Raw genomic sequence first — 13,847 nt, forward strand, 5'->3', positions numbered from 1 at the left:
TGGGCCGATGAACTTCGAGGGCGGCCGCGAGCTCTTCTCCTTCGACCCGTCGGTTGGTTACCTCAACCACGGTTCGTTCGGCGCGGTTGCGGTCCCGGTGCGGCAGACGCACCGGGACCTTCTTGATGAGGTCGATCGCAATCCCATGCGGTTCGCGCGGCGGCTGCCTGGCCGGTTGGCCGAGGTCCGCGCCCGGCTGGCGGGCTACGTCGGCGCCGACCCCACGAGGTCCGCGCTGGTCGTCAACGCGACGACGGCCACGGCGACCGTGCTCCACACTCTTGCTCCACTTGTACGCCCAGAGCACGAGATCCTGACCACCGATCACGCGTACGACGCGGTGCTGACGGCGCTGGACCGGTTCTCCCGGCGGACCGGAGTGCGGGTGCGGATCGCGCACATCCCGTTGGCGGCCGACGACGACGAGGTGCTGGCGCGGCTGATGGCCGAAGTCCGCCCGGGCGTCACGCAACTAGCCATTGTGGACCACATCGCCGCCGCGACCGCGAAGTTGTTCCCGATCGAACGCATCGCCGCTGCCCTGCGGGCGGAGCGCGTACCGCTGCTGGTCGACGCCGCGCACGTGCCGGGAATGCTGGACACGGATGTCGAGGCCATCGGGGCGGACTTCTGGACGGGCAACTTCCACAAGTGGGCTTTCGCGCCCCGGGGAACCGCGCTGCTGACCGTCGGGCCGGAGTGGGTGGACCGCATCGAGCCGCTCGTTGTGTCGCACGGTGATCCGGAGGGCTTCCCCTGGGCGATCGAGCATCAGGGCACCCGGGATGTGACCGCCTGGCTGGCCGCCCCGGCCGGACTCGACCTGCTCGCCTCGCTCGGCCCGGACCGCGTCCGGGCGTACGCCGTGCGCATGGCGGAGTACACCCAAGCCGTAGTCGCTGACGCGGTCGGCGCCGACCGGCCGTACCCGGGCGACGGCGTGAGCATGCGGGTCATCCCGTTGACCGGACCGCCCGGGTCGGCCGCTGCCTTCTGGCCGGAGCTGCGGGCACGCCTAGGCGACGAGCTGGGCGTCGAGGTCAACGTCAATCCCTGGGAAGACGGTGGGCTGCTCCGCGTCTCAGGGCACGTCTACGTGACCGACGCGGACGCGCAGCGGCTGGCGGCCGGACTGCCGGGGCTGCTCCGAGGTGCAGCGGCTTGAGCCGGATGCGGCCCAACCCGAGCAGCGACAACGGATCCAGGTAGGTCTCGCCCCGGCGGGCTCCCCAATGCAGGCACCAGGTGATCGGGCACCCTGGATGCCCGGCGTCGAGCCGGCCGATCGAGTCACCCCGGTTCAGGACGGCTCCGGCGGTCGTCGTCGGCGTCACCGGTTCGTAGGTCGTGCGTACGCCGTCGGCGTGAGCCACGCTGACGACGCCTCGCCCGGCGACCATCCCGGCGAAGGTCACGCGGCCCGCTCCGGCGGTGCGGACGACCTCCCCCGCCGAGCCGGCCAGGTCGACTCCGCGGTGCCCGGGGAGCCACGGTTCCGGCGGGGGATCGAACCGGCGGGTCACCGTCGGCGTACCGGGCAAGGGCCAGCCGAACTGCGCCGACGGCACCGGCGGCAGAACACTCGACAAGATCAGCAGAATCGCCGGAAGCAGTCGCATCCCGGCATCGTCGGCCCGCCGACCGGCGTACGCCGAAGTGGCGTTCGTCGATTCTGTGGACGACGGGCGGATGTGGACAACCGGGCGGGTCCCGCCTCCCGGGTGTCACCCCGGTGACGTAACGTCGAGTCTGGAGAACGGTGGATGGATGATCCGGATCAGGGGGAGGGCGCTGGCCGCATGTTGATGCCGCCGAAGACGGTCACCCGCCGCGAGGGCGGGATCTACGCGCTGGAGCGCTCGCTGCGCCGGCGGGGATTCGCGTATGTCGCGGGGGCGGACGAGGCGGGCCGGGGCGCGTGCGCGGGGCCGCTGGTCGCTGCGGCCGCGGTGCTGCCCGACGGAAAGGCCGGCGAGATTTCGGGGCTGACCGATTCGAAGCTGCTCACGCCACTGGCCCGGGACCGGATCTACGACCAGGTCGTCAAGCGGGCGCTCGCCTACCACGTCGTCGTGATCGAGGCGGCCGAGGTGGACCGGCTCGGGCTGCAGTTCTGCAACCTGTCGGCGCTGCGGCGGTCGCTGGCCGCGTTGGCGGTGCGCCCGGAGTACGTGCTGACCGACGGGTTCCCGGTGGACGGCGCGGGCGTACCGGGGCTGGCGGTCTGGAAGGGCGACCAGGTGGCGGCGTGCGTCGCAGCGGCCAGCATTTTGGCCAAGGTCACCCGGGACCGGATCATGGTGCAAATGGCGGAAAAGTATCCTGAATATGGCTTTGAGCTGCATAAGGGATATACCACCCCGGAGCACTCGGCAGCGCTGCGCGAGCACGGGCCGTGCCCCGAGCACCGGTTCTCCTATCAGAACGTGGCCGAGTCGGAACGAGCGCTCGATGGGCGCGAAGACCACGGCCGGGGTACGGTCGGCGTGGCGTCCGGTGACCCGGCTCGCCGCCGGCGCCGGGTGGGGGAAGATGTCAGCATGGAGGGCGTGCGATGAGCGCTGAGGATCTCGAGAAGTACGAGACCGAGATGGAGCTTCAGCTCTACAAGGAGTACCGCGACATCGTCCGCCAGTTCTCGTACGTCGTGGAGACGGAACGGCGGTTCTATCTCGCCAACCAGGTCGACCTGCACGTGCGGAACTCCGACGGCGAGGTCTTCTTCGAGGTCGAGATGCACGACGCCTGGGTCTGGGATATGTACCGCCCGGCCCGGTTCGTGAAGAACGTTCGCGTGATGACCTTCAAGGATGTCAACGTCGAGGAACTGGAGAAGCCGGATCTGTCGCTGCCCAGCGACATCTGATCGGCTCCTCACAGCACTCATTCGACGGTGCTTATCGCCTGTCCGCGCGGTTTGCGGGCAGGCGACTGTTCTTTGGAATTACAGCACTGTTCGAGGTGCTTATCGCCTGTCCGTGCGGTTTGCGGGCAGGCGACTGTTCTTTGGAGTCACAGCACTGTTCGAGGTGCTTATCGCCTGTCCGCGCGGTTTGCGGGCAGGCGATAAGCACCTCCGCGCTCTTCTAGGAGACCCTTCGTGACCAGGGCCGGCAGCTTCGCCAGCGCGACGCGTACGGGGATGCCGGCGATCCGGGCGATCTCGCCGGACAGCATCGGGCGATGCGTCGGGACGGCGTCCATCAAGCGGCTCTCCACCTCGTCCAGCTGATCTTCCGGGCGTTCCGGCCCGAGCACCGGCGGGGCCAGGTCGGCCCCGATCCGGCCGATCTCCTCCAGCACGTGTGCGACGTTCGCCACCGCGAGCACCTCAGGTTTGCGCAGCTCCTCGTGGCAGCCGACCGAGGTCGCCGAGGTCACCTGGCCGGGCACCGCCATGGCCGCCCGGCCGAGTTGAAGCGCCCGGTGCAGGGTCTGCCGACTGCCGCTGCGAGCGGCCGCCTCGACCATCACGGTGCCCTGGGTGAGCGCCGCGATCACCCGGTTGCGGATCAAGAACCGGAACCGTAACGGCTCACTGCCGAGTGGCCACTCGCTCAGCACGAGTCCGGCTTCCGAGATCTGCTCGAGCAGTCCGGCATGCCCCATCGGGTACGCGCGATCGACCCCACAGGCGAGGACGGCGATCGTCGGGCCACCCGCCGCGAGGGCGCCTCGATGGGCGGCGGCGTCGATGCCGAACGCGCCTCCGGAGACCACGGCGTACCCCTTGCGGACGAGGTTGTAGCTCAACTCGGCGGCCACGTGATCGCCGTACGGGGTGCTCGCGCGCGCTCCCACGACGGCCACCGACCGGGCCACCGTCGCGGCCAGGGGCAGCGTTCCGCGTACCCAGAGGCATTGGGGCGGGAAGGTGTCCCGGTCGACTGCCGTTCCGCCGGACAGCGTCGGGCGGGAGATCCGCGCCAGGTCGGCCAGGCGCGTACCCGGCCATTCCAGGTCTTCCGGTGTGAGCACCCGGACTCCCGCCCGGTCAGCCGCGGCCAGCTGCCGCCGGGCGAGTTCCCTGGGGTCGCCACCGGCGAGGCGGCTGCGGACGACTTCGGCAGCGGCGGCGTCACCGGCGCAGAGCCGGGTGAGCGCTCCTTCCGGGCCCTCGGTCGAGACCAGTTCGAACAGGTCCCTCCGGCCCGGCTCCACCAGGCAACCGAGGGCGACTCGGGCCAGGCGTACGCGGTGCTCGTTCATCGAATGTCTCCCAATCGCAGGGTCAGCGCGGTCGCCACGTCCTCGCGGACCGGCCGGTCGCGACCGGCGAGGTCGGCCAGGGTCCAGGCGACTCGCAGCACTCGGATGTAGCCCCGGGCCGACAGCAGCCCGGTGTCGATGCGGTGGCGCAGGTCGGCGGTGGCGGCCGGGGCGAGCCGGAGGGCGGACCGGGAAGCCTCGGCGTTCAGCCGCCACCCGTACGCCCGCCAGCGCTCGGCCGCCGCGTTCCGGGCCTCGACCACGCGCTTGCCGACGGTCTCGGTGGTCTCCAGCGGCTCGTCGACGGCGAACAGCCCGGCCGAGGTGACCGGGAACAGCTCGACGCGCAGGTCGATCCGGTCCATGAGCGGCCCGGACAACCGCCCGAGATACCGCCGCCGGACGGTCGGGGAGCACTCGCAGTACGAGTCGCCGCCCGGTTTCGCGCAGGGGCAGGGGTTGGCCGCGGTGACCAGCTGGACCCGCGACGGGTAGCTGACCAGGTCTTTCGATCGGCCGATGCGGACCGAGCCCTCCTCCAGCGGCTGACGTAGCGCCTCCAGCGCGCTCCGGCTGAACTCGGGCAGTTCGTCCAGGAACAGAACGCCGCGGTGGGCGAGGGAGATCGCGCCCGGCCGGGCCAGTCCGGTACCGCCGCCCAGCAGCGCGGCAGTGCTCGTCGTGTGGTGCGGAGCCTGGAAGGGCGGCTGCCGGATGAGCCCGGCGCCTGGGGCGAGACGCCCGGCGATCGAGTACAGCGAAGTGACCTCCAGCGCGGCCGTGTCGTCCAGCGGCGGCAGCAGACCGGGCAGCCGGGCGGCGAGCATCGTCTTGCCCGCTCCCGGCGGTCCCAGCAGGCTCAAGTGGTGGCCACCGGCGGCGGCCACCTCCAACGCGACCTTCGCGTGCTCTTGTCCCACGACGTCGGCCAGGTCGAGGCGGGGACGGGCGTCCGGCGTACCGGCGGGGAGGGCGGCGGGCAGCTCCACGCCGTCGCGGACGTAGTTCATGACGGCGTTGAGCGAGGCGGCTGCCTTCACGCGTACGCCGGGGACCAGGGCGGCTTCGGCGGCGTTCGCCTCGGGCACGATCGCCCGGGTCAGCCCGGCCCGGGCGGCCGCCATCACCATCGGCAGCACTCCGCGTACCGGGCGGATCATGCCGTCGAGGCCTAGCTCGCCGATGAGCGCCACGCCGTCTAGGGCGGCCAGCGGCAGCCGCCCGGCCCCGCCGAGGATCGCGACCGCGATGCCGAGGTCGAAGCTCGACCCCTGCTTGCGTACGGTGGCCGGCCGGAGGTTGACCGTCATCCGGCGCTGCGGCCACTCCTCCCCGGCGTTGACGACCGCCGCGCGTACGCGGTCTCGGGCCTCGTGCAATGCCGCGTCCGGCAACCCCGACACGACCAGCTGCGGCATACCCATCGCCACGTCCGCCTCGACCTCGACGAGGACTCCGGTGACTCCGCTGATCCCGGCCGCATGCACCTTTGCGTAGCTCACCTAGAACGCACCCATCACGTGGTCGATCCGCGGCCGGTGGCCTTCGCCGGGGCGTACGGCGATCACGTCGAAGCGCAGTTCCCGGCCCTCGGCCTCGTGCTCGGCGAGCCAGATCGCCGCCAATCGGCGTACGCGCAGGGCCTTGCGGCCGAGCACAGCCTCGACGCCGGAGCCGAACAGGAGGCTTCGCCGGGTCTTGACCTCGCAGAAGACGATCGCGTCGCCGTCGAGGGCGACGAGGTCGAGTTCGCCGTCCGGGCAGCGCCAGTTTCGGTCGACCACTGCCATTCCGAGGTCCCGCAGGTATTGCTCGGCGACCTGCTCGCCCCACGCCCCCAGGGCGCGCCGTGTTCTCGTCATGGGCCGGGAGCGTCCCCGACCGACGGGTCCCCGCGCCACTGCGGAAGTGGCGCTGCTGTGGATTGCGACACGATGGGGAAAACTGCCCCAGACATCAGCCGTACGGCCGAGGCGATGTCACCGCCCAGTCAACGTGGATTGGCATTCCGGCGAGAAAGCGCCTACGGTCTACCGCCGTGGGCGGATACGACGGTGACCGTGGGTACGCGGACGAGCGGTGGCCCGGCGAAGATCGCGGGTACGAAGGCGACTGGCGCGATCGGCGCGGTGGCGGCGGATATGACGAACGTGGTCGCGGTGGGTACGCCCCCGTCGAAGTGAACCAGGGATACGGCGAGCCGAACCGCTTCGGGCCGCCCGCGCCGCCGCCGTTCGAGCCCGGCTACGGCCCCGGACCGAGTTCGCCGGCCGGCGGGCCCGGCCCCGCGTTCGGCCCCCGGCCGCCGGAGCGCGCGCCGATGATGGAGCCGCCGCCGACCCAGATCGCGCCGCCGACGCAGATGGCGCCCGAGGTACGCCCAGAGCCTCGCTCCCGCTCGGCCGAACGCGACGCCGATTCCGGTGTCTACCGAAGCAAGAAGCCCCTGCACGCCGCCCTGATCGGGGTGTCGCTGGGCGTCTTCGAGCTGATCATGTTCCTGGTCTTCGTCCGGGGTGTGTTCCAGCTCGACGTCAGCCGGATCGTCGCGGGCGGCCTGATGATGATGGCCTTGCCGCTGTTCGGGCTCGGCTTCTACGCCCTGATCACCGGGGCGGCCCACGCCGGGCCGAGGGCGTTCCTGAAGACGCCGCTGGCGTACCTACCGGTCGCGTTGATCCTGATGGTCGCGGCCGGCGCCGCGGCGTGACGCTCGGCTGAGCCGCCGACGAGGCGCTTGCCACCCTGGCTGGGGTGGCCCGAGGGCGGCGGCGTAGACTGGTCAATCGGTGACCGCCCCGTGCGGTCAACTTCGCGCGCCCAACTCCTGCATCCAGGGCACTGGTCAGGCACGCGCGGCCACCCTGGTCCCACCGCATGGTGGGCCCGCCGGGTCGCGGTGTGGGCGCCAGGGCGCAGACCGACCGGTCTGCGCGACAACCAGGGAACTAGGCAAGGAGCCATCCACATGGCCGTCGTCACCATGCGCCAGCTGCTGGAGAGCGGCGTTCACTTCGGGCACCAGACGCGTCGCTGGAACCCGAAGATGAAGCGCTTCATCTTCACCGAGCGCAACGGCATCTACATCATCGACCTGCGCCAGACGCTCGACTACATCGAGAAGGCGTACGACTTCGTCAAGAACACGGTCGCCGAGGGCGGCTCGGTGCTCTTCGTCGGCACCAAGAAGCAGGCGCAGGAGGCCGTGGCCGAGCAGGCCAGCCGGGTCGGCATGCCCTACGTGAACCACCGCTGGCTGGGCGGCATGCTCACCAACTTCCAGACGGTCTACAAGCGGCTCCAGCGCATGAAGGAGCTCGAGGCGATCGACCAGCTCGGCGCGGAGAAGGGTTACACCAAGAAGGAGACCCTTCAGCTCCAGCGCGAGAAGGACAAGCTCAGCAAGACCCTGGGCGGTCTGCGCGACATGCAGAAGCTCCCGGCGGCCATCTGGGTCGTCGACACCAAGAAGGAGCACATCGCCGTCGACGAGGCCCGCAAGCTGGGCATCCCGGTCATCGCGGTGCTGGACACCAACTGCGACCCCGACGAGGTCGACTACCCGATCCCGGGCAACGACGACGCGATCCGCTCGGCCGAGCTGCTGACCAAGGTCGTGGCCGCCGCCGTCGCCGACGGTCTGATCGCCCGTTCGGGCAAGTCGACCCGTGGCGCCGAGGCCAAGCCGGACGCCGGTGCCGTGGCAGCCGACGAGCCGCTGGCCGAGTGGGAGCGCGAGCTGCTCGAGGGTGACAAGGCCAAGGCCGCCGAGGCCGCCGCTCCGGCCACTGAGGCCGCTCCGGCCGCCGAGGCCGCTCCGGCTGCTGCCGAGCCCGCTGCCGAGTGACCGTCGCAAGACCGACCGAGAACTGAGGAAGAGTCAGATGTCTTTCACCGCTGCGGATGTCAAGCGCCTGCGTGATCTCACCGGCGCCGGCATGTTGGACTGCAAGAAGGCGCTGGAGGAGTCGGAGGGCGACTTCGACAAGGCCGTCGAGATCCTGCGCGTCAAGGGCGCGAAGGACGTCGGCAAGCGGGCCGGGCGGACCACCGCCAACGGCCTGGTCGCGCACGCCGGATCCGCCCTGCTCGAGCTGAACTGTGAGACCGACTTCGTCGCCAAGAACGCGGACTTCATCGTGCTGGCCCAGAAGCTGGTCGAGCACGTGGACGCGGTCAAGCCGGCCGACGTCGACGCTCTGCTCGCCACCGAGCTGGACGGCAAGAACATCGCCGACCTGCTGCAGGAGTCCTCGGCCGCGATCGGCGAGAAGCTGGTCGTGAACCGGTTCGCCGTGCTCGACGGCAACATCGCGGTCTACATGCACCGCAAGAGCGCGGACCTGCCGCCGCAGGTCGGCGTGGCCGTCCAGTACGCCGGCAAGGACGACGAGGCGGGCGCGGACGACGCTCGGGGCGTGGCCATGCAGATCGCCGCGATGCGTCCGAAGTACGTCTCGCGGGACGAGGTCCCGGCCGAGATCGTCGAGTCCGAGCGCCGGATCGCCGAGCAGACCGCTCGCGAGGAGGGCAAGCCGGAGGCGGCCCTGCAGAAGATCATCGAGGGCCGGGTGAACTCCTTCTTCAAGGACTTCGTCCTGGTCGAGCAGGCCTCGGTGACCGACCCGAAGAAGACGGTGGCCCAGGTGCTCACCGAGGCCGGGGTAACCGTCACCGCGTTCACGCGGTTCGAGGTCGGCCAGGCCTGACGGGGCACGCGCGGGGAGGTCGTTGGTGTGAGCCACGGCCTCCCCGTGGCATATCGTCTTCCCGGACCGCCGTGCGCGACAGCCAGGGCGGGCGGGGTCAGCAACGAAGGGGTGGTGCAGTGACCGAGCAGGTGATGACCCGGGCGCGCCGGGTAGTGCTGAAGCTGTCCGGCGAGGTCTTCGGCGGTGGCGCCGTGGGCGTCGACCCCGACGTGGTCGCCGGGGTCGCCCGGCAGATCGCCAGTGTCGTCCGCAAGGGCGTACAGGTGGCCGTGGTGGTCGGCGGCGGCAACTTCTTCCGGGGCGCGGAGCTGCAGAAGCGCGGTATGGACCGGGCTCGCGCGGACTACATGGGCATGCTCGGCACGGTCATGAACTGCCTGGCCCTCCAGGACTTCCTGGAGAAGGAGGGCATCGAGACCCGGGTCCAGACGGCGATCAGCATGGCCCAGGTGGCCGAGCAGTACATCCCGCTGCGCGCCATCCGGCACCTGGAGAAGGGCCGCGTCGTGATCTTCGGCGCCGGCGCGGGCATGCCGTACTTCTCCACCGACACCGTCTCCGCCCAGCGGGCCCTGGAGATCCACGCCGACATCGTGCTGATGAGCAAGAACGGCGTCGACGGCGTCTACACCGCCGACCCGCGGACCGATCCCGACGCCGTCAAGCTGGACACCTTGACCTTCGCCGAGGCGCTGCGCCGCGGCCTGCGCGTCGCCGACCAGGCGGCGTTCTCCCTCTGCATGGACAACGGCCTGCCGATGCTGGTCTTCGCCGCCGAAGGCGACGACACCATCGTGAAGGCGGTCAGCGGCGAGAAGATCGGCACGCTCATCACCGCCGAGTAGCGGATGATGGAACCGACTAGACGTGAGCCACCGCGCCACGCGGCGCGACAGCGAAGCACAGCAGCCTAAGGAGGCGACGAAGCCCGTGATCGACGACACGCTCCTCGAGGCCGAGGAGAAGATGGACCGGGCGGTCGAGCACGCCAAGGAGGAGTTCGCGGCGATCCGCACCGGACGTGCCAACGCCTCGATGTTCTCCAAGATCTCGATCGACTACTACGGCACGCCCACGCCGCTGCCCCAGATGGCGTCGGTCTCGGTGCCCGAGCCGCGCATGGTCATCATCAAGCCGTACGACTCGTCGCAGCTCGGCGCGATGGAGAAGGCCATCCGCGATTCCGACCTCGGGGTCAACCCGGCCAACGAAGGCACGCTCCTGCGGATCGTCGTCCCCCAGATGACCGAGGAACGCCGCCGCGACATGATCAAGATCGCCCGGGGCAAGGGCGAAGACGCGAAGGTCGCCGTCCGCAACATCCGCCGCAAGGCCAAGGAAGAGCTCGACCGGATCGTCAAGGACGGCGAGGCGGGCGAGGACGAGGGCCGGCGGGCGGAGAAGGAGCTCGACGACCTCACGCACAAGTACACGGCGGTCGTCGACGAGCTGCTGAAGCACAAGGAAGCAGAGCTGCTCGAGGTATGAGCGACGACGGGACGGACCCCGGCTGGGGTGCCGGCGCCAACGCGTACGCCCGGCTGCGCGGCCTCGGCGACGACGACGATTCGGGCGGCTTCTTCGAGCGCTCGGACGACGCCCCGGCCGCGCAACCGCCTCCGCCCGAGCGCCGCGTTGTGCGTACAAGTGAAGCCGAAGCAGCGACCCCCGTGGAGGCTGAGCCGGAACCGAAGCCGGAGCCCGAGGCCAACCAGCCCAGACGCGGACGCCGACGCCGCTCCGCAGGCCGCAACGTGCCCGTGTCGATCGCGGTCGGGGTGCTCCTGGCCGGGACGGTGCTGGGCGTGCTGTTCTACGCCAAGCAGCCGTGGTTCCTGCTGATTCTCGTCGCCGCGAGCTCGATCGGCATCTGGGAGCTGGTCCGGGCGATCCGCCCGACCGGCGCGAACCCGCCGCTGATCCCGTTGATCGTGGGCGGCGCGGTCATGCTGAGCCTGACCTGGTTCCGCGGTCTGGAGGCGCTGAGCCTGGGCCTGCTGATCACGGTGCTGGCGGTCTTCGTGTGGCGGCTGGCCGACGGTCCGCAGAACTACCAGCGCGACATCGGGGCATCCGCCCTGATCATGGTCTACGTCCCGTTCCTGCTCGGCTTCGCGGTGCCGCTCACCACGGCCGACGACGGCCAATGGCGCATCCTGGTCACGCTGGCCGCGGTGATCCTGTCGGATACCGGCGGTTTCGTGAGCGGCGTTCTGTTCGGGCGGCATCCGATGGCGCCGACCATCAGCCCGAAGAAGAGCTGGGAGGGGTTCGGCGGATCGATCGTCTGGGCCGCCGCCGGCTCGGCCGTCCTGGTCTGGCTGACCCTGGACGCGGCGCCGTGGTGGGGCGCGCTCTTCGGCGCGGTCGTCGCGGTCGCCTGCGTGCTCGGTGACCTGGCGGAGTCCCTGCTCAAGCGGGATCTCGGGATCAAGGACATGAGCAACCTGCTGCCCGGGCACGGTGGGCTGATGGACCGCCTCGACTCGATCTTGTTCGCGCTGCCGGCGGCGTACCTGTTGCTGTCAGTCATCGCTCCTGTCCCCTGAGAGTCTGCGGTGAGGGACGCCACCGAGGCCACAGCCGCTGGTTCCGGCGTGGGACACTGGAACGACCATGACTGAACTGCCGCTACTCTCCGTCGACCGCACCCCGATCGTGCTGGGCCGAGGCGTGAGCGAACCGGCGGCCCCGGCGCGCCATCGCGCCAAGCTGCCGCCGCGCCATCTCGCCGACCTCGACCTCGCCGCCCGGCGGGCGGCCGTCGCCGCGCTCGGGGAGAAGGAGTTCCGCGCCACCCAGCTCTCGACGCACTACTTCGCGAGGCTCGAGCGGGATCCGGCCCGGATGACCGACATCCCGCTGACCGCCCGCGACCGGCTCGCGGGCGATCTGCTGCCGCCCCTGCTCACCCCGGTACGCGAATTGCAGTGCGACGACGGCGCGACCCGCAAGGCGTTGTGGAAGCTGCACGACGGTTCCCTGGTCGAGAGCGTCCTGATGGGCTATCCGGACCGGGTCACGGTATGCATCTCGAGCCAGGCGGGCTGCGGCATGGCCTGCCCGTTCTGCGCGACCGGCCAGGCCGGGCTGACCCGGAACCTGTCCACCGCCGAAATCGTCGACCAGGTGGTCTACCTGGCCGGAGTGGCCGCTTCGGGCGGTGTGCCGGGCAGCCCGAACCGGCTCAGCCACGTCGTGTTCATGGGCATGGGCGAGCCGCTGGCCAACTATCCGCGGGTCATCGACGCCGTACGCCGCCTCACGAGCCCGGCTCCGGAGGGCCTCGGGCTGTCCCAGCGGCACATCACCGTCTCGACGGTCGGCCTCGTCCCGGCCATGCGAAAGTTGGCCGACGAGGACCTCTCCGTCACTCTTGCGCTGTCGCTGCACGCACCCGATGATGAGCTTCGCGATGAACTCGTGCCCGTCAACCAGCGCTGGAAGGTAGCCGAGGTGCTCGATGCGGCATGGGCGTACGCAGCTAAAACGGGGCGTCGAGTCTCCATCGAGTACGCCATGATCCGGGACGTCAACGATCATCCGTGGCGCGCGGACCTGCTGGGCAAGCTGCTTGCGGGGCGGCTGGCCCATGTCAACCTGATCCCGCTCAACCCCACGCCGGGCAGCAAGTGGGACGCGAGCCCCAAGCCCGTGGAACGGGAGTTCGTCCGGCGGCTGCGCGCGGCCGGAGTCCCGACTACTGTGCGTGATACGCGGGGGCGTGAGATCGACGGAGCGTGTGGACAGTTGGCGGCTAGCGAGGAGTCGGCATGAGCGGACAGGGTGGCCAGCGTTTCAGGCGGCGGGCCGTACGCCGTGGCTACAAGGTTGACGAGGTGGACACCTTCCTCGACCGAGTGGAGGCCACGCTGAACGGCGTCCCGAGCGCGCACGTCACCTCGCAGGAGGTCCACGACGTCGTGTTCCGCGTACGCTTCGGCGGCTACGACGAGTGGCAGGTCGACCTGCATCTGGACCGGGTGGAACGGCAGCTCGCCGAGCTGGAGGAGCGCTCCAAGGGCCCGGGCCGGGGTGAGGCGCTGCGAGCGTCCGAGCGACCGGGTCCGGTTCCGCCGGTCGGCGGCCAGCCGCCGCTGCCGTCGCGTCCGGTTCCGCAGCCCCAGCGGTTCGAGCCCGAACCGGCCTTCGGCGGGTACGACAACGGCCCGGTCGGCGCCGGTTACGGTCCCGGCCCCGGGCAGCACGGCAAGGCCGACATGACCACCGAGATGCGGATGCCGCCGCCCCCGCCGCCGGGTGCGTTCGAGCGTCCGCCGGCCGGTCCGCCGAGCGGGTTCGACCGGCCGCCGCAGGCGCCTCAGGGCTTCCAGGCTCCGCCGCCGCCGTCGCGGGACAGCTACGGGCCGGGTCCGGAGTTCGAGCGGCCGGCGCCTTCGGGCAACACCTACGGAGCTCCGGTTACGCCGCCGCCTGCGTACGGTGGCGCTCCGCAGGGTGGCTTCAGCAGCCCGCCCGCGCCCGCCATGAACGGACCGGCCGGCATGAACGGACCCGCCGCGATGAACGGTCCGGCCGCCGGGATGTCCGGTCCGGGTGCGGCCGACGTGCAGCGCGTGGACCAGATGCGGCGCACGTTCCAGTTGCGCCGGTTCGGCAGCGGCTACGACCCCAGCCAGGTCGATCGGCTCTTCGAGGGCGTCATCGGCGCGCTCGCCGGGCAGCCGGGTGCGCCCATCGGCGACAACGAGCTCGATCCGGCCCAGTTCAGCCTGGTGCCGGGCGGCTATTACGAGGCCGAGGTCGACGCCGCTTTGCGCGAAGTACGCGACATCGTCCGGCGGCACTAGCCGGCGCATACGCACGATCGCCGCGCTCCTTTCGGGGCGCGGCGATCCTCGTTTGTGCGGGCTTTCGGCTCCAGATCAGGGTTCTCGGCCGAATCATGGCCCAAGATTCGACGCT

15 protein-coding genes are annotated in these 13,847 nt (G+C 70.6%); 11 read left to right on the top strand and 4 right to left on the bottom strand.

The features are described from left to right. Window positions 1–7: 7 nt before the first annotated feature. The gene (locus HOV77_RS13330) at window positions 8–1,165 is read left to right on the top strand and encodes an aminotransferase class V-fold PLP-dependent enzyme (protein WP_290861921.1); all 1,158 of its coding nucleotides are present in this window, start codon (window positions 8–10) and stop codon (window positions 1,163–1,165) included. Here HOV77_RS13330 and HOV77_RS13335 read toward each other — a convergent pair. Then, complete coding sequence (locus HOV77_RS13335; RefSeq protein ID WP_290861923.1) at window positions 1,047–1,619, bottom strand: M23 family metallopeptidase; 573 nt, start codon at window positions 1,617–1,619, stop codon at window positions 1,047–1,049. The genes HOV77_RS13330 and HOV77_RS13335 overlap by 119 nt on opposite strands. A 180-nt stretch (window positions 1,620–1,799) precedes the next feature. Between HOV77_RS13335 and HOV77_RS13340 the strand changes: the two genes are divergently transcribed. Further along, complete coding sequence (locus HOV77_RS13340; protein WP_290861925.1) at window positions 1,800–2,558, top strand: ribonuclease HII; 759 nt, start codon at window positions 1,800–1,802, stop codon at window positions 2,556–2,558. After that, window positions 2,555–2,866, top strand: a complete 312-nt coding sequence (locus HOV77_RS13345; RefSeq protein WP_253757005.1) for a DUF2469 domain-containing protein — start codon at window positions 2,555–2,557, stop codon at window positions 2,864–2,866. Before HOV77_RS13340 ends, HOV77_RS13345 begins: the two co-directional genes overlap by 4 nt. Before the next feature lie 167 nt (window positions 2,867–3,033). Here the strand turns inward: HOV77_RS13345 and HOV77_RS13350 are convergent, their stop codons facing one another. From HOV77_RS13350 to HOV77_RS13360, 3 genes are read right to left on the bottom strand one after another with little or no spacing between them, the layout of a single operon-like run. Next, the gene (locus tag HOV77_RS13350; RefSeq protein WP_290861928.1) at window positions 3,034–4,209 is read right to left on the bottom strand and encodes a DNA-processing protein DprA; all 1,176 of its coding nucleotides are present in this window, start codon (window positions 4,207–4,209) and stop codon (window positions 3,034–3,036) included. After that, a complete protein-coding gene (locus HOV77_RS13355) occupies window positions 4,206–5,711 on the bottom strand; it encodes a YifB family Mg chelatase-like AAA ATPase (RefSeq protein ID WP_290861931.1) in 1,506 nt (501 codons plus the stop codon). The genes HOV77_RS13350 and HOV77_RS13355 overlap by 4 nt, the downstream gene beginning before the upstream one ends. Beyond that, window positions 5,712–6,071, bottom strand: coding sequence for a YraN family protein (locus tag HOV77_RS13360; RefSeq protein WP_290861933.1), 360 nt, complete (start codon window positions 6,069–6,071; stop codon window positions 5,712–5,714). Window positions 6,072–6,247: 176 nt separating this feature from the next. Here HOV77_RS13360 and HOV77_RS13365 point away from each other — a divergent pair, with 176 nt between their 5' ends. From HOV77_RS13365 to HOV77_RS13400, 8 genes are all read left to right on the top strand, one after another. Continuing rightward, window positions 6,248–6,919 (top strand): hypothetical protein, encoded by a 672-nt coding sequence (locus HOV77_RS13365; RefSeq protein WP_290861935.1) that lies wholly within the window; start codon window positions 6,248–6,250, stop codon window positions 6,917–6,919. A 258-nt stretch (window positions 6,920–7,177) separates the two neighbouring features. After that, on the top strand, window positions 7,178–8,056 hold the full coding sequence (gene rpsB, locus HOV77_RS13370) for a 30S ribosomal protein S2 (RefSeq protein WP_290861937.1): 879 nt from the start codon (window positions 7,178–7,180) through the stop codon (window positions 8,054–8,056). Window positions 8,057–8,093: 37 nt separating this feature from the next. Next, on the top strand, window positions 8,094–8,918 hold the full coding sequence (tsf, locus tag HOV77_RS13375) for a translation elongation factor Ts (protein WP_290861939.1): 825 nt from the start codon (window positions 8,094–8,096) through the stop codon (window positions 8,916–8,918). 134 nt (window positions 8,919–9,052) lie between these two features. Beyond that, entirely contained in the window at window positions 9,053–9,766 is a 714-nt protein-coding gene (pyrH, locus tag HOV77_RS13380; protein ID WP_290862044.1) for a UMP kinase, read from the top strand. Between the two features lie 85 nt (window positions 9,767–9,851). Further along, window positions 9,852–10,409: a ribosome recycling factor gene (frr, locus tag HOV77_RS13385; protein WP_290861941.1), complete on the top strand. Its 558-nt coding sequence runs from the start codon at window positions 9,852–9,854 to the stop codon at window positions 10,407–10,409. Next, entirely contained in the window at window positions 10,406–11,470 is a 1,065-nt protein-coding gene (locus HOV77_RS13390; RefSeq protein WP_290861943.1) for a phosphatidate cytidylyltransferase, read from the top strand. The genes frr and HOV77_RS13390 overlap by 4 nt, the downstream gene beginning before the upstream one ends. 163 nt (window positions 11,471–11,633) lie before the next feature. Then, complete coding sequence (rlmN, locus tag HOV77_RS13395; RefSeq protein ID WP_290862046.1) at window positions 11,634–12,698, top strand: 23S rRNA (adenine(2503)-C(2))-methyltransferase RlmN; 1,065 nt, start codon at window positions 11,634–11,636, stop codon at window positions 12,696–12,698. Continuing rightward, entirely contained in the window at window positions 12,695–13,732 is a 1,038-nt protein-coding gene (locus HOV77_RS13400) for a DivIVA domain-containing protein (protein WP_290861945.1), read from the top strand. The genes rlmN and HOV77_RS13400 overlap by 4 nt, the downstream gene beginning before the upstream one ends. Window positions 13,733–13,847: the final 115 nt, after the last annotated feature.

The organism is Hamadaea sp. (assembly GCF_013362815.1).
Lineage (GTDB): Bacteria > Actinomycetota > Actinomycetes > Mycobacteriales > Micromonosporaceae > Hamadaea.